We start from the raw sequence: 19,694 nt of genomic DNA, 5'->3' as shown, positions 1-19,694 counted from the left end.
TCAGTACGGTTCGATCTCGGCGGTGAGCCGGACGCGCTGGATCGCCGCCCGCGCCTCGGGATGCTCCAGCGTGAGGGTGCGCTCGTAGCGCCGCACCGTGTCCACGAGCAGCTCCCCGGCCGCCTCCCGGTCGCCCGCCGACGCCCGGTCCAGCGCCAGGTTCGTCGCCGCGATCAGGGTGTCGGGATGGTCCTCGCCGAGCGTCTCGCGGCACTTGACCAGCACCTCCTCGCCGACGCGGATCGCCTCCGCCAGCTCCCCCAGCTCGGCCAGGTCGGAGGCGTAGTTGATGGTCACCGCCAGCGTGAACGGGTGCCGGTCGCCGTACACGCCGATGAAGCCCTCGCGGGCCTGGAGATCGTAGCGGCGGGCCTGCTCGGCGCGGCCCGTCACGCGCAGCACCGAGGCCAGGTTCGTCAGCACCGCGTAGGTCAGGTCGTAGGGGAACCCCGCGCGGCACCGCTCCAGCACCTCCCGGCCCAGCTCCTCGGCGCGCGCCAGGTCGCTCACCGCGCGCCGGTCGCTGATCAGGTTGGCCGCCGCGCGCAGCGTGTACTGGCGGTCCGGGCCCAGGTAGTCCAGGTAGCGCTGCACGACGTCCTCGCTCTCGCGCAGCGCGTCCCAGTGGTGCCCGGCCTTGCGCAGCGCGACCGCGAAGCCCTTGCGCGCGTTCAGCCGGTCCAGGTTCTCGCCGCCGCCGACCGCCTCGAACGCGTGCACCACGCGCCGCGCGGTGTCCAGCGACTCCTGGTAGGCGCCGAGGCCGCGCAGGTCGCGGGCGACCGCGTCGTGGGAGTGCAGGGTGCGGATGTCGTCGGTGCCCAGCACCCGCCGCCGGTCCCGGTGGGTGCGCCGGTCGTACTCCAGGGCCTCCCGGTAGCGGCCGAGCCGCCGGTAGTCGGCGGCGATGTTGTTGCGGACGTTCAGGGTGCGCTCGTGCTCGACGCCGAAGACCCGCTCGAACTTGGGCAGCAGGCTGAGGTCCAGCTCCAGCGCCTCGCCGAGCTGGCCGCGGCCGCGCAGGTCGGCGCCGTAGGTGTTGGCGCACAGCAGCGTCACCTCGTGCTCGTCGCCGTGCGAGCGGCGCAGCAGCGGCAACGTCTCCAGGGTGAGCTGGCGGGCGTCGGCGTCGTGGCCGTCCATCCGCATCGCGATCGCGACCTCCACCGCCAGCGTCAGCACCGGCAGCTCGTCGGCGCCGAACCGGCCGCGCCAGGCCGCCAGCGCCCGCTGCCCGAACCGCACCGCCTCCACGTGCCCGCCGCGCAGGTGCAGCCGCCGCACCTGGTCGACGATCAGGCGTTGCAGGCCGGGGTCGGCGCTGTTGAGGAAGCCGGGCTCGGACTCCAGGTGCTGCAACGACAGGTCGTAGACGCCGTCGTTGCCCCGGCGGTCGGGGTTGCCCGGGTCGGAGGCGGCCAGCAGCGCGTCGACCGCGCGCCGGTAGGCGTGGAACATCGCGGGCCGGTCCTGCCGCAACCGCCCCCGCGTGACGGCCTGCACGACCCGGTGCAGCTGGATGAGGTCGTGCGCGCCGTCCACCTTGGCCAGCGACAGCCGGTGCAGCTGCCCGCAGGCCGCGCGGAACCGCTGCGCCGAGGTCAGCACCGCGGCCAGCTCCGGCGGCTCGGTGACGGCGTCGCCGTTGTCCAGGAACAGTTCGGCGGCGATCGGCTCGGGCGAGAAGAACGCGCAGGCGTTGAACAGGTGCACCGCGTCGGCGCTCAGCAGCGTGGTGGACACCGCCCAGGTCGCCGACACCGGCGCGGGGAAGTCGGCGGGCTGCTCGCTGAGCAGCCGGTGCGCGTTCTCGGCGAACCGGTCCAGGTACTCCCCGACGCTCTGCCGGGTCTCGGCGAGGTAGGCCCCGGCGTGCTCGGCGGCGATCGGCAGGTGGCCGAGCGCCGCCGCCAGCCGCCGCGCCTCGTCGGTGCGGCGCGCGTCCTCCTCGCGCGGCAGGCCGTGGTGCAGCGCGAGGCCGGGCACGCGGCGGCGCAGGAACGTGACGGCCTCGTCCTCGGTGAACGGCGCCAGGTGCACGCCGTCGGCCTCGATGTAGCCGGGCCAGTTCCGTAGCCGGGAGGTGACGATGACATGGCCGCCGGGCACGCAGGCCGGCAGGTACGGCTGGAGGTCCAGCGGCTGGGTCGCGTTGTCGTAGACCAGCAGCCAGCTCGGCCGCGCGCCGGTGCCGAGCGCGGCCAGCACCGCGGCGATCGCCCGGTCCCGCTCGCCGCCGTCGGCGGCCTGCCGCAACTCCAGCCGCCGCCCCAGCTCGACCAGCGCGTCCCGCACCCGGTCGTGGTTCTCCGACCGGATCCACCAGATGATCGAGTACTCGTCGCCGTGCCGGTGCACGTACTCGGTGGCGATCTCGGTCTTGCCGAGCCCGCCCATGCCGGAGATCACCTGGATGGCCGGGCCGCCGGACGGGCGGCGCGCGGCGAGGTTGGCGGCCAGCCGGTCCAGCTCGGCGGCGCGGCCGGTGAAGTTGGGGTTGCGGCGCGGGATCTCGGTGGACCAGACGCGCCGCCCCTGCCCCGCCGCCTCCCCGGCCGGGCGCGGCGGCGGGACCGCGCCGTCCAGCACCGACGGCGGGACCGGCTCGGCGACCGCGTCCTCGGCCAGCCGCGCGGCCTGCCAGAGCGCCAGGAACTCCACGGTGTCGCCGCGCAGTTCCTGCACCACCAGCTCCAGGTACTCCCAGCCCGGCACGCGCGGCCCGCGGAACATGTTGTGGATGGTCGAGGAGCTGATCCGCCCCCGGCCGATGCGCACGGCCATCCGCCGCACCGAGGGCTGGCCCGCCGCCAGGTGGAGTTCGTGGAGACGGTCGAGCAGTTCGGTGACCGGCCCGGGAGGAGCCGGGTTTCGCCTGATCGCCGCCACCGCAGCAACCTCCATGAAGTCCAGCGATGTCCAATTTTGTCAAAACGCGTCCAGGCAAGCCATAGGCCAATTTCCCGGCGTGGCCGCGCGGCGCCGGACTGTCCGCGCTGTCCGCGCCGCGCAAAGTCGTCCACCGTGGTCAAACCTCGTGCACCGCCGCCCGCGCGCCGGGCCGCGCCGTCACGCTGGGGGCGAAGACCTTCGGCGAACGAGGAGGAACGGTGAGCATTCGGCTCGCACCGGCGCCCCCCGCCGGTGGGCGCACGGCCCCCGGCCCGGTGCACCGGTCGATCGTCGCGGTGGACCTCGAACGGTCCACGGCGCGGACCAACCCCGAACGCGGCGAGCTGCGCCGCGTCCTGTACGCGCTGCTCGACCGCGCCCTGCGGGAGACCGGCATCGCCCCCGAGCACCGGGAGGAGCCGGTCGACCGGGGCGACGGCGCGCTGATCCTGATCCGGCCCGACGACGCGCTGCCCAAGACGTTGCTGCTGGGCCGCCTGATCCCCACGCTCGCCGCGCTGCTGGCCGAGCACAACGCCGCGGCCGCCGCGCCCGAGCTGCGGATGCGGGTGCGGGCGGTGGTGCACGCGGGCGAGGTGCACAGCGACGACTGGGGCTTCTACGGCGAGGACCTGGACCTGGCGTTCCGGCTGCTGGACGCGCCGCCGGTGAAGCGGGCGCTGCGGGAGGCGGCCGCCGCGCCGCTGGTGCTGGTGGTGTCGCAGGAGATCTTCACCGCGATCGTGCGGCACGGCTACCTGCGGCCGCACGGCTACGAGCCGCTGGTGCACGTGCGGGTCGCCGACCGGCGCGACCGCGGCTGGGTGCGGGTGCCGGTGCCCGTGCCGCCGGGTTCCGCCCCGGTGGCCGCGCGGCGTCCGGCGCTGGAGGCGGGGCGGCGCGCTTCGGCGGCCGGTCCGCAGCCCGTCCCGCCGACCGGTCCGCGCCCCCTCCCCGCGGCCGCGCTCGAACGGACCGAATGATCCGGAAACGACCGCGCGCCCTCCCCGGAACGGAGAAGGCGCGCGGCTGCCGACCGGCGGACGGTCACTCGGCGGCGACCAGCTCCGCGATCTGCACGGCGTTGAGGGCGGCGCCCTTGCGCAGGTTGTCGCCCGAGGCGAACAGCGCCAGGCCGTTCTCGCGGGTCTCGTCGCGGCGGATGCGGCCCACGTAGGTGGGGTCCTGCCCGGCGGCCCGGAGCGGCGTCGGGACGTCGGTCAGCACCACGCCCGGCGCGCCCGACAGCAGCTCGCCCGCCCGCTCGGGGCTGAGCGGGCGCTCGAACGACGCGTTGACCTGGAGCGAGTGGCCGGTGAAGACCGGCACGCGCACGCAGGTGCCCGACACCTTCAGATCCGGGATGCCGAGGATCTTGCGGCTCTCGTTGCGGAGCTTCTGCTCCTCGTCGGTCTCGGCGAGCCCGTCGGGGACGATCGAGCCGGCCAGCGGCAGCACGTTGAACGCGATCGGCTGCGTGTACACCTGCGGCTCGGGGAACTCCACCGCCGACCCGCCGTGGGTGAGCCGGTCGGCGCCCTCCACGACCTTGCGCGCCTGCTCGTGCAGCTCGGCGACGCCCGCGAGGCCGCTGCCCGACACCGCCTGGTAGGTGGCGACGACCAGCGCGGTCAGCCCGGCCTCCTCGTGCAGCGGGCGCAACACCGGCATCGCGGCCATCGTGGTGCAGTTGGGGTTGGCGATGATCCCCTTGGGCCGCCGCGTGGCGGCGTGCGGGTTGACCTCGGCGACCACCAGCGGCACGTCGGGGTCCATGCGCCAGCCGGAGGAGTTGTCGATCACGACGGCACCGGCGGCGGCCACCTTGGGCCCCAGCTCCAGGGAGGTGGTCTTGCCCGCCGAGAAGATCACGATGTCGAGACCGCGGTAGTCGGCGGCCGAGGCGTCCTCGATGGTCACCTCGCCGTCGCCCCACGGCATCCTGCGCCCGGCCGAGCGGGCCGAGGCGAACAGCCGCAACTCCTCCACCGGGAACCCGCGCTCGGCCAAGATCCTGAGCAGGACGCCCCCGACCTGACCGGTGGCCCCGACGATCCCGATTCTCATGCCGCTCCTCTGCGAAATCACTTGACCTGGGCCAACGAGTCTGCCCAGGTCCGCCGACCGGCGTCCAGTCAATAACCCTTCGCCTCGACCTTAAGCAGTACTTCACGGTGCCGGGGCGTGCGCCGGGTCACAGGTCGTCGGGATCGGCCCCGGGCGAGCGGCGGCGGAAGTACCGGTCGTCGCGGCGGACGGCGGCGACGTCCTCCTCGGCGGCGCGGCGGACGTCCTCGGGCCGCCGCGTCCCGAAACGGAACGGCCCCACCCGCGCCTTGGCCAGCAGCACCCCGACCCCCAGCACCAGGAGGAAGGCGACCAGCAGGCAGAGCAGCACGGTCACGATGATCATCGTCATGCGGTCCCCCAAGATCCCCCGTCGTCCCACCCGTACCCGGCGGAACCCCGGGAGATGTCGCCGACCGGGATGTCCGTCGAGTGAACCGGATGATCACCCCGTGCGTCTCTTCCATGCCCTGATCGACTCCAACCCCCGGAGACACCATGAGAAGACTGCTCGCCGCCGCCCTGTCCACGGCCGCCGTCGCCGCCGCGGGCACGGTCGCGGTCGCGGCCCCGGCGCACGCCGCGGCCCCGGCCATCACCGGCGTCAAGATCACCCCGGCGGTCGCCGTGCAGAGCAAGGTGAACAAGCAGAAGGTCACCGTCGAGGTGCGCACCAGCGCCGGCGTCGACTCGGTGACCGCCGAGCTCCAGCCGCGGGTTGGCAGCGGCGGGATCTTCGTCAACCTGGCCAAGACCTCCACGCCGGGCCTGTGGCGGGCCAGCGACTACCTGTACAACTACGACGCCGCCGGCGCCTGGACGGTCGACGTCGAGGCCGCCGACTACGAGGCCGGCGACAACTGGGAGACCCGCCGGACCGGCACCTGGCAGGTGCGCAAGAACACCTACTTCAGCGGCTTCCAGGCGAGCCCGTCCCCGGTCCGCAAGGGCAAGGCGATCACCGTCTCCGGCTGGCTGAAGGGCCTGGACGGCTACGGCTACGCCTACGCGGGCGTCCGCAACCAGAAGATCGCGATCTACTTCAAGAAGAAGGGCACCGCCAAGTGGGTCCCGTACGGGACCGTGACGACCGCGAGCGGCGGCAAGTTCAGCAAGCGTTTCCAGGCGAAGGCGTCGGGCTACTGGCAGGCCGGCTTCGCGGGCACCGGGTACTGGAACAAGTCCTGGTCCGGCGGTGACGGCGTCGTCGTGCGCTGACGTCGACCGAAGGCCCCGCCGCCGGGCGGGGCCTTCCCCTCTACCGGTAGGCGGAGATGCCGGTGATCGCCTGCCCGAGCACCAGCGTGTGGATCTCCTGGGTGCCCTCGTAGGTCAGCACGCTCTCCAGGTTGTTCATGTGCCTGATCACCGGGTACTCCAGCGTGATCCCGTTGGCCCCGAGGACCGTGCGCGCCTGCCGCGCCACGTCCAGCGCGGCGCGGACGTTGGCCAGCTTGCCGAACGACACCTGCTGCGGGGTGACCTTCCCCGCGTCCTTCAGCCGCCCCACGTGCAGCGCGACCAGCCCCGCCTGCCCGAGCGCGACCTCCATCCAGGCCAGCTTCTCCTGGGTGAGCTGGAAGGACCCGATGGGCTTGCCGAACTGCTCGCGCGTCCTGGCGTACTCGACGGCCGACTCGTAGCAGGCCCGGCCCGCCCCGACCGCGCCCCACAGGATGCCGTAGCGGGCCTCCGACAGGCAGCCCAGCGGCCCCTTGAGCCCGGTCACGCCCGGCAGGACGGCGTCGGCGGGCAGCCGCACGCCCTCCAGCACCAGCTCCGACGTCACCGACGCGCGCAGCGACATCTTCCGGTGGATGTCGCGGGCACTGAACCCGGGCGTCCCGGCCGGGACCAGGAAGCCCCGCACGCCCTCCTCGGTGCGGGCCCACACGACCGCGACGTCGGCGACCGACCCGTTGGTGATCCACATCTTGGCGCCGTCGAGCACCCAGTCCGCGCCGTCCCGCCGCGCCCGGGTCCGCATGTCGCCGGGGTCGGAGCCGCGGTCGGGCTCGGTCAGCCCGAAGCAGCCGATCGCCTCGCCCGCCGCCATCGGCGGCAACCAGCGGTTCTTCTGCTCCTCGGAGCCGTACTTGTGGATCGCGGCCATGGCGAGCGACCCCTGCACCGACACGAAGCTGCGCAGCCCCGAGTCGGCGGCCTCCAGCTCCCGGCAGGCCACCCCGTAGGCGACCGCGCTGGTCCCGGCGCACCCGTACCCCTCCAGGTGCATGCCGAGCAGCCCCAGCTTGCCCAGCTCGGGCCCCAGCTCGCGGGCGGGGAAGGCGCCCTCCTCGAACCACTCCGCGACGTGCGGCGCGACGCGCTCGGCGACGAACGCCCGCACGGTGTCGCGGACGAGCCGCTCCTCGTCGGTGAGCTGGTCGTCAACGCGCAGCACGTCCATGAGGGGTCCTCTCGCCGGGCCGGGATCGTCCGCCCGTCAGGGTACGTCGCCCCCGCGTCCCGCCCCGTCCAGGGGTCCGCTCAGGGTCGTATCAGGGCTGTTCCCCGATGTGGGGCGCCTGCCCCGGCGGGCACCATCAAGGCATGGACTTCACCAAGAACGAGACCGCCGCCCCCACCGACACCGTCCCCCCGGCCAAGCGGCTGCGCCGCACCCGCGACGGCAAGATGATCGCCGGCGTCTGCTCGGGCACGGGTGACTACCTGGGCGTGGACCCCAACGTCCTGCGGCTCGGCCTCGGCCTGTTCACCCTGCTCGGCGGCGCGGGCGTCGCCCTGTACGCGATCGCGTGGGTGCTGATCCCCGAGGAGGGCGCGGCCACCTCGATCGGCGAGGACCTGCTCCGGAAGGCCGGCGAGTCCCCGCAGATCCAGGACCTGATCCAGAAGACCAAGGACGGCATGAACAAGCACGTCACCCGCTAGGCAGTGTTCAAAGTCCCGGCCCAGGGGGCTCGCCTGGCGGCTCGCCCCCTGACCGTGCCTTGGCGAGTGCCACATCGCTTCGCGATCTGTCCCGGCGGGGCTCGCCTCCGGCTTCGCCCCGCCGCGACAGTTAGTCACTCGCGCGGTGGCTGAAGTCTTTGAGACAGGCCCTAGGACGCGGGGGCGCGGTCCGGGGCGTGGTCGCCGCCCTGACCCACCGCATAGGGCTCGGGGTCGGCGGGGACCGTCTCCAGGCCCGCCGCGTCCGCCTCCTCCACCGCGTCCGCGTCCGGCGGGGCGGGCCGGTCGGCCGAGGACGCCTCCGAGCGCTCGCGCATCCCCGCGATCACCTGGCCCCGCACCTGGTTCCAGTTCAGCGTCATCATCGCCGCCACCGACAACCCCAGCGCGCCCGCCAGCGCCACCACCGTCTCGGGGCCCAGCGCCTGCGCCGCCGCACCCGCGATCAGGATGCCCACGCCCTGACCGGCCAGGATGCCCGACTGGGCCAGGCCGAACGCCTGCGCCCGCCCCGCCGGGGGCACCGCCGCCACGAACGCCGCGTTCGCCGCCAGCTGGTAGGCGCTGCCGACGCCCGACAGCGCCCACAGCGCCACCACCGTCCACAGCGGCGGGTGCATCGCCGCGCCGATCAGGGGCGCGCAGGCCAGCATCGACATCCAGCCCATCACCCTGATCCGGTTGGTGGGCCGCACGCAACGGCTGAACAGGAACGCGCCGGCCACCATGCCGGTCGGCATCGCCGACATCAGCACGCCCACCGTGACGGGGCTGTTGTCGAACGTCGCGGCGTACGGCGCGGCCAGCCCCTCCGGGATGACGTAGAACGCGCACAACCACGCGAACAACACCAGCGACCGCAGCGTGGGGTCGCCGAAGACCAGGACCGCGCCGTCGCGCGTGCCGCGCCACAACCCCAGCGACTCGCGCTCGCGGCGCTTGGGCGCGGGCCGCCGCCGCATCCCGACCACCAGGATCACCGCCGACAGCCCGAACGTCACCGCGTCCAGCGCCAGCGCCTCGTAGGCCCCCACCGCCGCGACCACCGCGCCGCCCGCCACGAAGCCCAGCATCTGGCTGGCCTGGTGGGTGATGTTGTTGATCGCCGAACCGGCCACGTAGCGGTCGCCGTCCAGGACGTCGGGCAGCAGCGCCGCCCGCGCCGCGCTGAACGGCGCGCCCAGCAGCACCGCCAGGAACACCAGCACGCACAGCAGCCAGAACGGCATGTCCTGCAACGCCATCAGCGCGACCAGCCCGGCCCGCGCCACGTCGCAGACGATCATGACGGTGCGGCGCGGGAACAGGTCGGCCAGCCCCGACAACACCGGCCCGCCGACGATCGGCGGGAGGTAGGTGAGGGCGTAGGTGAGCGCCGTCAGCAACGGCGACTGGGTGCGATGGTAGACCAGCACCGCCAGCGCCACCTGCGCGAGCTGGTCGCCGACGAACGACAACGCCTGGGCCAGCCACAGCGCGCGGAACTCGCCCACCGCGAAGACCTCGCGGTAGGTGGCCTGCACCTCAGGCGGCCGCCGATGCCGGCCGGTCTGCTTCTCCGCCACGCGCGCTCCAGTTCGGTGGCCCGGTTCCGGGCGACCCCCCTATTAACTCACGCTGCGTGGCAGTTATGTGACCTACCGTACCCAATTGATGAAACCCTTTGCCGCGCTGTGATGTGCGCCACAGTTCAGTATCCGAGCCGGTGCAGCCGCTCGTCGTCGATTCCGAAATGGTGGGCGATCTCGTGGACGACGGTGACGCGCACCTCCTCCACCACCTGCTCGGCGGTCTCGCAGATCTGCAGGATCTCGGTGCGGTAGATCGAAATGTGATCGGGCAGGACGCCCCCGTACCAGTCACCCCGCTCGGTGAGGGGTACGCCCTGATAGAGACCGAGCAGACCGGGCTCGGGCGCGTCGTCCTCCACGACGATGACGACGTTGCGCATGTGCGCGGTCAGCTCGGGCGGGATGGTGTCGAGGGCCTCGCCCACCAGCTCCTCGAACGCCGCTCGCGATATCTCGATCACATCCTCATTCTGCGCGACGGAAGGAGCCATCGTGCGCGTCCGGCCTCCCGGCCCCCGCACCCGCCTGGCCGCCCGGATCCTGGCGGTCGCCGCCGTGGGCCTGCTCGGCGGGCTGGTCGGCCTGCTGCTCGGCGGCCGCGTCGAGACCCCGGTCGGCCCGACGGAGGTGTCGCTGCACCTGCGTCCCGCCTGGAGCGGCGGCACCACGGTCCAGATCCCGCCGCTGGGCGCGCTGCACCTGGACACCCACGCCGGACCGTTCCAGCTCCAGGCCAGCGTCACCGAGCTGCACCCCGAGCCCGCCCGCAAGCTGATCGAGGACGCGGGGGCGCTGGACCGGCTCACCGACCAGATCGCCACCGAGCTGCGGCACGGCGTCGTCATGCTGCTGCTGCGCGCGGTGGGGCTGGCGCTGGCGACGTCGTTCCTGGCGGGCCTGATCGTGTTCCGCTCCTGGCGGCGCGCCCTGCTGGGCCTCGGCGCGAGCGTCGCGGCCGCCCTGACGATCACCCTGGTGACCTGGCTGACCTTCAACCCGCAGGCGATCGCCGAACCCCGCTACACCGGCCTGCTGGCCAACGCCCCGCAGGTGGTGGGCGACACCCGCAACATCGTGGAGCGCTTCTCGGCGTACCGGGCGCAACTCGCCCGCCTGGTCGGCAACGTGTCGAAGCTGTACGCGGCGACCTCCACCCTCCCGACCTACGAGCCCGACCCGTCCACGCTGCGGGTCCTGCACGTCAGCGACATCCACCTCAACCCGGCGGCCTGGAACGTGATCCGCTCGGTCAGCGCCCAGTTCCAGGCCGACCTGATCATCGACACCGGGGACCTGGCCGACCACGGCAGCAAACCCGAGGACCGCTTCGCCGACGACATCGCGTCCCTGAAGGTCCCCTACGTCTACGTGCGCGGCAACCACGACTCCCGGAGCACCCAGCGCGCCGTGGCCCGCCAGAAGAACGCGATCGTGCTGGACGACCAGGTGCGCGAGGTGGAGGGCCTGCGCATCTACGGCGTGGGCGACTCGCGCTTCACCCCGGACAAGAGCACGCGCGACGACAACGTGAACTCCGACCAGCTGCGCGCCCTGGGCGCGTCCCAGGCACAGAAGCTGCGGGCCGCCGGAACAACACCCGACCTCGTAGCAGTACACGACCCGTTCCAAGGCGAAGGCTTCTCAGGCCAGACCCCCTTGGTGCTGTCAGGCCACGCCCACAAGCGCAGCACGAAACTGCTGCCGTCCAACACCCGCCTGTTCATACAAGGCTCGACAGGCGGCGCAGGCCTGCGCGCAGTGGAACACGAAGAACCCACCCCCATCGAACTGTCCGTGCTCTACTTCAGCCGCGCGACGCACCGCCTGCAAGGCTGGGACGACCTGCGCCTGGGCGGCCTGGGCCTGACGTCGGCACAGATCGAACGCCACCTGGAACCGGCCCCGGACCGAGCGATAACCCCGCCGACACCGCAACCGACCCCGACCTCGCCCACCCCGACCTCCCCCTCCACAACACCGCCGACCAGCCCGTCCACACCGACCCCGCGCCAGGGCGCCTAACCATTTGCATGTCCCGCCTGGTTGTCCCCTATGCTGGTCTGGTCAAGAGTGGCGGCCAGCCGCCACCCTGGGGCCCCCTTCGTCTAGCGGCCTAGGACGCCGCCCTTTCAAGGCGGTAGCGCCGGTTCGAATCCGGTAGGGGGTACGGCAAGCATGGGTGCACCCACCCATCACCACCCCGGCTGATCACCAGTGATCAGCCGGGGTTTCGCGTTACAGACGCCCCTGCTCTCACGAGGGCGTCGGGTGAGCGGCCAGGGCCGCCTCGACCGTCGGGTGCGTGGGGATCAGGCGGTCGATGCCCGTCATGGTGAGCAGGCGGCCCAGGCGGTCGGGGACGGCGGCCAGCGTCATGGTGCCGCCGTTGGTGTGCAGCCGCCGGTAGAGCACGATCAGCGCGTTCAGGCCGCTGGAGTCGCAGAACGGCACCCCTGACAGGTCCAGGACCACGTGCGGGTGGTCGTCGCCCGCCAGGGCCAGGGCGGTGGCGGGCATCTCGCCGCTGGTGCGCAGGTTGAGCTCGCCGGAGTAGGCGAGGACCACCAGCAGGGGCCGGCGTTCGGCGACGGTGATGTCCAGCTCGGTGCTCACCGCGTGTCCTCCTGTGCCAGGGCGATCGTTCACCGGCGCGGCCGTCCGGCGGCCGCACCGTGCCCTGTACGACGCCGATGGTCGGCAGGGCGTTCCCCGCTGAGTCTGCCAGTAGTCGGGACGGCCGGCGGATCAGGACCGGGGTCGCGGGCTCGCGGTCCGATGATCGGCAACGATTCCGAATTGTGATCTTATTCCGGCATGGGCCCTTCCTCCTCGGGCAGACATGGCGCCAAGGAGGAAATGACAATGCCTTGGTTGATGATCCTGGTTCTGCTGCTCGCCCTGGTCCTGCTCGGCGCCGGCTTCGCGCTGAAGGTCCTGTGGATCATTGCGGCGGTCGTCCTGGTGCTCTGGCTGCTGGGTTTCGTGGCGCGCGGCACCGGCCCGTCCGGCAAGCGCGGTCGCTGGTACCGCTGGTAGAACTTTCTCGATAAACGCGCCCCGCCTTCCCCACACCGAAGGCGGGGCGCTGTCATGCCATTTCCAGTCTAAAACCGAAAACACCGCACAATTGCAGTCCTCCCCTAAAACGCCACCCCTGGTCACCGCACCCACCCCGTTACCCTGATCCGGCACCCACCCCGCGCCCCGACCGGAGGCCCCATGCTCCCCGTCTCCCTGGACACCGTGCGTGTCTTCCTGCACGTGCTGGCGGCCACCGTGTGGGTGGGCGGCCAGCTGACGCTGGGAGCGCTGGTACCGGCACTGCGCGGCTACGAGGGCGTGACGAAGGTGGCGGCCCGCCGCTTCAACACGGTGGCGTGGCCGGCGTTCGCGATTCTGGTGCTGACGGGCATCTGGAACATGACCGCGACCGAGATGAGCGACCAGGCGCAGATGACCCTGAACGTGAAGATGGCGTTCGTCCTGCTCTCGGGAGTGGCCGCGTTCCTGCACATGCGCGCGACAACGAAGCGGGCCCTGGCGATCTGGGGCGCCCTGGGCCTACTAGGCGCCCTGACGGCCCTCTTCTTCGGCGTCCAACTGGGCTAGGCAGTAGCGCTTGGTCTGTCAGAGTCACCTCATAGGGTGCTCTTATGGCGGAGCTTGCCCCTGGGGTCTTTGAGACTGTCGTGACCGCTGAGTTGCAGCGGAAGTTGACGCAAGTGAACGGCGATCTTGTGCATCGCGAGACGCTCGACCGCCTCGACACCGAAGAGTTGTTGGTCCGGCATCTGACTCAAACCGTCCGGCGTGCCTTGCGGATCGCCGCGGAAACTTCGGACGCCGATCACGATCCCCTCATCCTCCAGGTGCAGGCCGCCAACAACATCAGCGAGGCGATCTCCACGATCGTCGCTGGTTCTGCGGGTCCAGACGACCTCCTGGCCGACACCCACGACGCGCTGCTCGCCATTGCCGCCAGCAAGCTACCCAACGGCAAGGTGCGTTTTCCGGAACGCCCAGCGGTCCCCCTCTCTTCCAGCGCGCTGCTGGTCAACGGACGTGACCAGCCACAGATCGGTCACGAGGTTGCCAAGGAACTGGCCTCCGCTGATCGGGTGGACCTGCTGTGCGCCTTCATCAAGTGGTACGGCCTGCGGCTCATCGAGGAACCGCTCCGCGAGTTCCTTGCGCGCGGCGGCAAGCTGCGGGTGATCACAACCACCTACATGGGCGCGACGGAGCTGCGCGCCATCGAACGTCTCGTAGAGATGGGCGCCGAGGTCGCCATCTCCTACGACACCCGCCGTACCCGGTTGCACGCGAAGGCGTGGCTCTTCTACCGCGACTCCGGACTGGACACCGCCTACGTCGGCTCGTCCAACCTGTCGCGTGCCGCGATGCTGGACGGGTTGGAGTGGAACGTGCGGCTGGCCGGAGCCGAGCAGCCCCACCTCATCGACACCTTCCGCACGACCTTCGACGAGTACTGGAATGACCCAGGGTTCGAGCACTACGACCCCGCACGAGACCGGGAGAGGCTCGACACCGCGCTCACCGCCGAGCAGAGCGGCCCCGTTCCCCTCCCGCTGAAAATCGCCAACATCGATGTGTGGCCCTACCCGTACCAACAAAAGATCCTCGACGAACTCGACGCCGCACGCGAGGTGCACCAGCGCTGGCGCAACCTGGTCGTGATGGCCACCGGTACCGGCAAGACCGTGGTGGCGGCCCTGGACTACCAGCGACTACGGCAGCGGGGCAAAGTCGATTCACTGCTGTTCGTGGCACACCGCAAGGAGATCCTGGAGCAGAGCCTGAGCACGTTCCGCACGGTGCTCAAGGACGGCTCGTTCGGCGAACTCCTGGTAGACGGCAACAAGCCCCAGCAGTGGCAGCACGTCTTCGCCTCCATCCAGTCGCTGAACTCCCTGTCCGATCTGGCGCCCGACGCCTTCAGCATGGTCATCGTGGACGAGTTCCACCACGCGGCCGCTGCGTCCTATGCCCGGCTGCTGGACCGCCTCAAGCCGACCGTGCTCCTCGGCCTCACGGCCACTCCCGAACGCTCGGACGGCGACGACATCCTGCACTGGTTCGATGGACGGCCCGATGTCGAACTCCGGCTGTGGGAAGCGCTCGAACGCGGCCTACTGGTGCCGTTCCACTACTTCGGCATCCACGACGACAGCGACCTGACCGGGATCACCTGGAGCCGCAAGGGCTACGACTCCACCGAGCTGACCGAGCTCTACACCGGGCTGCACACTCGCGTGAACATGATCGTTCAAGCGCTCCTCGACAAGCTCGGCAACGTGTCAACGATGAAGGCCGTGGGGTTCTGCGTCAGCATCCAGCACGCCCACTTCATGGCTGACCAGTTCAACTACCGCGGCATTCCGGCGCGCGCCGTGACATCAACGATGAGCACCGCCGACCGCGAGACCGCCTTGCAAGAGTTGCGGAACGGCACGCTCAATGTGGTCTTCACCGTTGACCTGTTCAACGAGGGCGTAGACGTCCCTGACATCAACACCGTCCTGTTCCTGCGTCCCACCGAGAGCGCGACGGTCTTCCTCCAGCAACTCGGCCGGGGCCTGCGGCTCACCGAGGACAAGCCGGTCCTCACGGTGCTCGACTTCGTCGGCCACCAGAACAAGGACTTCCGCTTCGACCGGCGCTTCACCGCCCTCACCGGCATCCCGCGAGGCCGACTCAGCGACGAGGTGGAAGCAGGTTTCCCCACCCTTCCGGCCGGCTGCTCCATCGACCTGGACCGTGAAGTCAGCCAGATCGTGCTCGACAACATCAAGCAGTCACTCGGTTTCCGCCTCAGGGAGGCGGTAACCGAACTGCGTGAATTGGGCGATGTCGAGCTGCCCACCTTCCTCGCCGAGACGGGCCGAGAGCTCGAAGACCTCTACGGGAACACCCGAGGCGGCTGGACCCGGCTGCGCCGCGAAGCAGGCTACGACCAGCGCCCGATCCCCAACGAGAAAGACGATCAGGATGTCGGCCGCGCGATCGGCCGCATCCTGCACATCGACGACCTCGAACGCCTCGACTTCCTTCGCGAGGTCCTCGCCGCACCCCACCCGCCGGATCTGGCCTCCGCGGACCCGCGTCGCCAGCGCCTGATCGCCATGTTGCACGCCTCGCTCGACAGCAGCCGCCCACTCAGCGCCGTGGAAGCCAATCTCGCCCGCCTGTGGGCCAACCACGCCCGTCGCGAGGAGATCCTGGCCATCACCGATGTGCTGTTCGAGCGCATCCACCGAGTGACACGTCCCGTCCCTGAGATCCAGCACCTTCCACTTCACCTGCACGCTCGTTACAGCAAGGACGAACTGCTTTCCGCCTTCGGCATCGACAAGCCCCGCTCGTGGGTACAGGGCGTGCGCTGGGTGGAGCAGGAGCAAGCCGACGTGTTCATGGTGACCATCAACAAGACCGAGCAGGGCTTCAAGCCCACCACCATGTACAACGACTGCGCCATCTCCCCCACGCTGTTCCAGTGGGAGTCACAGAGCAGCACCACTGAGGACTCCCGAGACGGCCAGCGCTACATCCACCACGTTGAGCGCGGTTCTTCGGTGCACCTGTTCATCCGCGAGACGAAGGTAGGAACCCCGCCCTACCTGTACGCCGGCCCGATTACTTACCTCAGCCACAAGGGCGAACGCCCGATGCGCATCCTGTGGGATCTGGCCCACCCTCTGCCCGGCGACGTCTTCCACTACGCCAAGACCACCACTGGCTGATTGCCACCGACGGCACGAGAGGAGCAGAGAGCAGCCAACGCGACATGCCTGATATGTCCGATAGGTGCGGTACAACCATGGAGTGATCACCGCACCGCATGACACTGACCTGGACGGCCGTATCCGCCGCGCCGCCATGGAGTGGCTGGACAAGGTCGTCACCGACGAAAAGCAGGTAGTACACCGCGAAGAACTGCGCAACTTCGTCTTTGAAGGCGAGCCGTTCCCGCTTGTCGACCGCCAACTTGGCATCCGTAAGCCTGGCCGTCTACCAGCAGCGCTGTCTATCTTGACGACCTACACCTCAGACAACGAGCGCCCGCCCTACGAAGATGCCATCGGCTCCGATGGCCTCCTGCGCTACAAGTACCAAGGCCACGATCCGCAGCTCTACACCAATGTGGGGTTGCGGGAGGCATTCCACCGTGGTGTGCCGTTGATCTGGTTCTTCGGCGTTGGCCAGAGTCGCTATTTGCCGATCTACCCGGTATGGATCGTCGCAGATGAGCCTGAAAAGTTGCAGGTTGCAGTGGCACTCTCTGCCGACCAGCGGAAGACCTCCACCTCGGTAAGTACCCCCATCGAACGCCGGTACGCCACGCAAACCAGCAAGCGGCGGCTGCATCAACCTGTTTTTCGGGAACGCGTACTCCAGGCGTACGGAAACAGTTGCGCCATATGCCACCTCCGGCATAGTTCACTCCTGGACGCAGCGCACATCATCCCGGACCACGAAGAGCAGGGAATTCCCGCGGTATCCAACGGACTCACGCTCTGCAAAATCCACCATGCCGCCTACGACCATAACCTCCTCGGCATACGCCCCAACCTAACCGTCCACATCCGTAGCGATATCTTGCTTGTAGTTGATGGCCCCATGCTCAAGCACGGGTTGCAGGAGATGCATGATGCGCACCTAAGTGTGCCCCGTCGAAAAGTCGACCGCCCCAACCCCGAGGCTATTGCCAAACGCTACGCGCGTTTCATGACTTCGCAGCTTGGCCAGGTTGAATGAAATGTTCAGCCACGCAGTGGCCCTGATACGCACATGAGCAGTGTGCGTCCATAGAAGCCTATGGCTGGCAACGTCGTATGCACGCACCCCACCCACCAGACTCTCCTGGATCGCAGAATGATCACCCAGGACAACTTCGCGCTGCGCGTGCCGATTGCCTCATCTGCACTAATCGGGGCGTACTGGACGCTAATGGCGATTGGCTGGGCGGGGTGTGCTTTGGTGGGGCACGCTGGGGTTCGGAGGTGCGGATGGGTGAGCTAGAGCGTGTTCCGAACATCAACGCCCGGCGGCTCGGGTTGTATCTGCGGCGCACTCGTGAACTCGTCGAGCTGTCCTACGACGAGGCCGCCGCCGCCACCGGGTTCGACGTCGACTGGCTCGCGCGCGTCGAGACCGGGTTCGGGCAGCCGTCGCCGGACGAGGTCGAGCGCCTGCTCGTGCGCTATCGGGTGCGGGACGCCAAGGTTGCCGATCTCATGATCGATCTCGCGACCCGGCCGAACGGGCCGGAGTGGATGGCGCCGCTGCTGTCCGACATGAAGGCCCTCAAGCGGGACGCGCTCATCTCCGAGGCCGAGGCCAGCGTCGTCCGGTCCCACGGGTTCCAGGCCATCCCGCCCCTCGCCCAGGCCGAGCCCTACACCCGGCTGCTGAACGCCCACCGGCTACCGCCCCACAACCCCGAGGACGACCTGGAGAACATCCGGCACCGGCAGCGGTTCCGCGCCGGTGGCCGGACCCGGTTCCTCGATCTGATCATCAGCGTGGAGGCCCTGACCCGGGTGCCCGAGCCGCAGATCATGGCCGCCCAGGTCCGGCACCTGCTGGAGCTCGCCGACCGGCCGGACGCCAAGGTGCGGCTGGTCCCCGCCGCCGCGCCGATCTTCGAGGACCGGCTCTACAACTTCGACGTGCTGGAGTTCCCGCGCGTCGCCGACCGGATCAGCCTCTCCTACAGCGTTCTCGGCATCGCGCTCGCGGCCGGCGACCTCAGCGACATCTGGAACCTGATCGAAGGCGACTACACGTTGTCGGTCGACGCCAGCCGCGATCTGCTGCACGAACATCTGGCCGAGTTGACCGCCAAGTCCTAGATGGGGTGGTTACGCTGGGCCCTGTGGCGTCTTCCCTGGTCAGTGCGGCCGAGTGGGCTTGTGTCGATGTGGAGACCTCCGGGCTGCACGCCGAGTTCGACCGGGTCCTCTCGGTCGCCGTTGTCCTGCTCTCGGCCGGTGGGGAGCAGGTCGGGGAGTTCTCCACGCTCCTCGATCCCGGATGTGATCCCGGGCCCGTCGAGATTCATGGGCTGACCCGGGAGCGGTTGCAGGGGGCGCCCACCTTTGATCAGGTCGCGGGGCGTGTTGCCGAGCTTCTCAGGGGGCGGGTGCTCGTTGCCCATAACGCGCAGTTCGACTACGGCTTTCTGGCGGCCGAGTTCGCGCGGGCGGGGTTGGAGCCGCCTGTGGAGCGGCGGCTCTGCACGTTGACGCTCAATCGGCGGCTCGGGCCGCCCGTCTCGGACATGCAACTCGGGACGCTCGCCGCGCACTATGGGGTCGAGCTGTTGCAGGCGCATGACGCCCTGCATGACGCTCGGGCGCTGGCCGGGATTTTCCGGGCCTCGTTGGTGGACGCCTCGCGGTACGGGATGGAGTTGCCGCTGGTCGCCTGTCAGCCTTGGCAAAGGGCGTTGCGCCCGACTCAGGTTCCCAAGGTCCGGTGTGCTTATCGCAGTCCTGGACGGTTGGAGGCGGGTGAGCCCCTAGTCCAGGGGATGAAGGTCGCCTTCACCGGTGACACCTCGGTGGATCGTGGGGAGCTGGCGCGGCGGGCGGTGGACGCCGGGCTGAACGTCATGGGGTCGGTCAGCAGGCATACCAGCGTGCTCGTCACCAACGATCGGAACTCGGGGACGGGGAAGGCCCGCCGGGCGATCACCGAGGGCGTGCCGATCGTCGATGAGGCCGCCTTCCTCCGGTTGCTGGACGATGTCCGGCCTGGTGTTCCGCATGAGCAGCAGACGGTGGTTCCGAAGCCGGGGAAGGCACCGTCCGGGCCGCTTCGTGGGCGGCGTGTTCTGGTGCTCGGCGGGACGCATCCGCAGGCTTCGGCCGCTCAGGCGCGCGTTGGGGAGTTAGGGGCCGCTGCCGCCGTCAATCTTTCGGCGAGTATCACCGACGTTGTGGTTCTGGCGGGCGGGGAGAAGGATCGGCGGATGGCGCGGATCGTCTCGCTTGAGGTGCCCGTGCACGAGGTCGGGTGGCTGGACGGTCCCGTCGTGGAGGGACCGGATGACGGGGCGGCGGTCGTGCTGCCTCGGAGCGGGGTCGTGGATCTTCCCGCGGGCGGGCGCTGGACCGTTTCGGACTGCTGGGCCCAGCAGTCCGTGGGGCAGGGTTACGACTTCGGGCTGGCCGAACTGGCGCGGCGCTTCGGCGTCGATGTCGAGGACTGACTTTCAGGAAGGCC

The 19,694-nt window shown here is 70.1% G+C and carries 17 protein-coding genes and 1 tRNA gene; 11 read left to right on the top strand and 7 right to left on the bottom strand.

The window, feature by feature from the left end:
* Complete coding sequence (gene fxsT, locus AH6_RS06375; RefSeq protein ID WP_157431299.1) at positions 1 to 2,904, bottom strand: FxSxx-COOH system tetratricopeptide repeat protein; 2,904 nt, start codon at positions 2,902 to 2,904, stop codon at positions 1 to 3.
* 206 nt (positions 2,905 to 3,110) lie between these two features.
* Between fxsT and AH6_RS06370 the strand changes: the two genes are divergently transcribed.
* Positions 3,111 to 3,875, top strand: coding sequence for a hypothetical protein (locus AH6_RS06370; RefSeq protein WP_067475129.1), 765 nt, complete (start codon positions 3,111 to 3,113; stop codon positions 3,873 to 3,875).
* A 64-nt stretch (positions 3,876 to 3,939) separates the two neighbouring features.
* On the opposite strand, the gene AH6_RS06365 is transcribed toward AH6_RS06370, so the two are convergent.
* On the bottom strand, positions 3,940 to 4,959 hold the full coding sequence (locus AH6_RS06365) for an aspartate-semialdehyde dehydrogenase (protein WP_067475126.1): 1,020 nt from the start codon (positions 4,957 to 4,959) through the stop codon (positions 3,940 to 3,942).
* A 127-nt stretch (positions 4,960 to 5,086) separates the two neighbouring features.
* Positions 5,087 to 5,311, bottom strand: a complete 225-nt coding sequence (locus AH6_RS06360) for a hypothetical protein (protein WP_067475123.1) — start codon at positions 5,309 to 5,311, stop codon at positions 5,087 to 5,089.
* 146 nt (positions 5,312 to 5,457) lie between these two features.
* Between AH6_RS06360 and AH6_RS06355 the strand changes: the two genes are divergently transcribed.
* Positions 5,458 to 6,177, top strand: a complete 720-nt coding sequence (locus tag AH6_RS06355) for a hypothetical protein (protein WP_067475121.1) — start codon at positions 5,458 to 5,460, stop codon at positions 6,175 to 6,177.
* Positions 6,178 to 6,217: 40 nt separating this feature from the next.
* On the opposite strand, the gene AH6_RS06350 is transcribed toward AH6_RS06355, so the two are convergent.
* Positions 6,218 to 7,369 carry an acyl-CoA dehydrogenase family protein gene (locus AH6_RS06350; RefSeq protein WP_067475117.1) on the bottom strand — a complete coding sequence of 384 codons (1,152 nt, stop codon included), beginning with the start codon at positions 7,367 to 7,369 and terminating at the stop codon, positions 6,218 to 6,220.
* A gap of 143 nt (positions 7,370 to 7,512) precedes the next feature.
* Here AH6_RS06350 and AH6_RS06345 point away from each other — a divergent pair, with 143 nt between their 5' ends.
* Entirely contained in the window at positions 7,513 to 7,854 is a 342-nt protein-coding gene (locus AH6_RS06345; protein WP_067475114.1) for a PspC domain-containing protein, read from the top strand.
* Positions 7,855 to 8,024: 170 nt separating this feature from the next.
* Here AH6_RS06345 and AH6_RS06340 read toward each other — a convergent pair whose 3' ends face one another.
* Both AH6_RS06340 and AH6_RS06335 read right to left on the bottom strand, forming a co-directional pair.
* Positions 8,025 to 9,440 (bottom strand): MFS transporter, encoded by a 1,416-nt coding sequence (locus tag AH6_RS06340; protein ID WP_083982304.1) that lies wholly within the window; start codon positions 9,438 to 9,440, stop codon positions 8,025 to 8,027.
* A 125-nt stretch (positions 9,441 to 9,565) separates the two neighbouring features.
* Entirely contained in the window at positions 9,566 to 9,907 is a 342-nt protein-coding gene (locus AH6_RS06335) for a metallopeptidase family protein (RefSeq protein ID WP_067475112.1), read from the bottom strand.
* Positions 9,908 to 9,938: 31 nt separating this feature from the next.
* Here AH6_RS06335 and AH6_RS06330 point away from each other — a divergent pair, with 31 nt between their 5' ends.
* Positions 9,939 to 11,468: a metallophosphoesterase family protein gene (locus AH6_RS06330; RefSeq protein ID WP_245679201.1), complete on the top strand. Its 1,530-nt coding sequence runs from the start codon at positions 9,939 to 9,941 to the stop codon at positions 11,466 to 11,468.
* Positions 11,469 to 11,540: 72 nt separating this feature from the next.
* Positions 11,541 to 11,613 (top strand) — tRNA-Glu (locus AH6_RS06325).
* Between the two features lie 86 nt (positions 11,614 to 11,699).
* Here the strand turns inward: AH6_RS06325 and AH6_RS06320 are convergent.
* Entirely contained in the window at positions 11,700 to 12,059 is a 360-nt protein-coding gene (locus tag AH6_RS06320; protein ID WP_067475109.1) for an STAS domain-containing protein, read from the bottom strand.
* A 261-nt stretch (positions 12,060 to 12,320) separates the two neighbouring features.
* Between AH6_RS06320 and AH6_RS06315 the strand changes: the two genes are divergently transcribed.
* The 6 genes from AH6_RS06315 (at position 12,321) to AH6_RS06290 (ending at position 19,680) form a co-directional block, all read left to right on the top strand.
* Positions 12,321 to 12,482, top strand: coding sequence for a hydrophobic protein (locus AH6_RS06315; RefSeq protein WP_218005733.1), 162 nt, complete (start codon positions 12,321 to 12,323; stop codon positions 12,480 to 12,482).
* A 183-nt stretch (positions 12,483 to 12,665) separates the two neighbouring features.
* Positions 12,666 to 13,055 carry a hypothetical protein gene (locus tag AH6_RS06310; RefSeq protein WP_067475102.1) on the top strand — a complete coding sequence of 130 codons (390 nt, stop codon included), beginning with the start codon at positions 12,666 to 12,668 and terminating at the stop codon, positions 13,053 to 13,055.
* An 80-nt stretch (positions 13,056 to 13,135) separates the two neighbouring features.
* Positions 13,136 to 16,207 (top strand): DEAD/DEAH box helicase, encoded by a 3,072-nt coding sequence (locus AH6_RS06305; RefSeq protein WP_245679200.1) that lies wholly within the window; start codon positions 13,136 to 13,138, stop codon positions 16,205 to 16,207.
* A gap of 82 nt (positions 16,208 to 16,289) precedes the next feature.
* Positions 16,290 to 17,222 (top strand): HNH endonuclease, encoded by a 933-nt coding sequence (locus AH6_RS06300; RefSeq protein ID WP_218005732.1) that lies wholly within the window; start codon positions 16,290 to 16,292, stop codon positions 17,220 to 17,222.
* Between the two features lie 251 nt (positions 17,223 to 17,473).
* Complete coding sequence (locus AH6_RS06295) at positions 17,474 to 18,319, top strand: Scr1 family TA system antitoxin-like transcriptional regulator (RefSeq protein WP_067475096.1); 846 nt, start codon at positions 17,474 to 17,476, stop codon at positions 18,317 to 18,319.
* 23 nt (positions 18,320 to 18,342) lie between these two features.
* Positions 18,343 to 19,680, top strand: a complete 1,338-nt coding sequence (locus tag AH6_RS06290) for an exonuclease domain-containing protein (protein ID WP_245679199.1) — start codon at positions 18,343 to 18,345, stop codon at positions 19,678 to 19,680.
* The last annotated feature ends 14 nt before the right edge of the window (positions 19,681 to 19,694 follow it).

Origin of the sequence: Actinomadura hibisca NBRC 15177, assembly GCF_001552635.1 — a bacterium.
GTDB lineage: Bacteria > Actinomycetota > Actinomycetes > Streptosporangiales > Streptosporangiaceae > Spirillospora > Spirillospora hibisca.
The sequence above is the reverse complement of the archived record's forward strand: the minus strand, read 5'-3'. Positions and strand labels throughout refer to the sequence as shown.

Bases quoted from the DNA above. Each gene is read 5' to 3' on its own strand.
- fxsT (WP_157431299.1), bottom strand. From the start codon at position 2,904: ATGGAGGTTGCTGCGGTGGCGGCGATCAGGCGAAACCCGGCTCCTCCC.
- AH6_RS06365 (WP_067475126.1), bottom strand. From the start codon at position 4,959: ATGAGAATCGGGATCGTCGGGGCCACCGGTCAGGTCGGGGGCGTCCTG.
- AH6_RS06360 (WP_067475123.1), bottom strand. From the start codon at position 5,311: ATGACGATGATCATCGTGACCGTGCTGCTCTGCCTGCTGGTCGCCTTC.
- AH6_RS06355 (WP_067475121.1), top strand. From the start codon at position 5,458: ATGAGAAGACTGCTCGCCGCCGCCCTGTCCACGGCCGCCGTCGCCGCC.
- AH6_RS06350 (WP_067475117.1), bottom strand. From the start codon at position 7,369: ATGGACGTGCTGCGCGTTGACGACCAGCTCACCGACGAGGAGCGGCTC.
- AH6_RS06345 (WP_067475114.1), top strand. From the start codon at position 7,513: ATGGACTTCACCAAGAACGAGACCGCCGCCCCCACCGACACCGTCCCC.
- AH6_RS06315 (WP_218005733.1), top strand. From the start codon at position 12,321: ATGATCCTGGTTCTGCTGCTCGCCCTGGTCCTGCTCGGCGCCGGCTTC.
- AH6_RS06310 (WP_067475102.1), top strand. From the start codon at position 12,666: ATGCTCCCCGTCTCCCTGGACACCGTGCGTGTCTTCCTGCACGTGCTG.
- AH6_RS06295 (WP_067475096.1), top strand. From the start codon at position 17,474: ATGGGTGAGCTAGAGCGTGTTCCGAACATCAACGCCCGGCGGCTCGGG.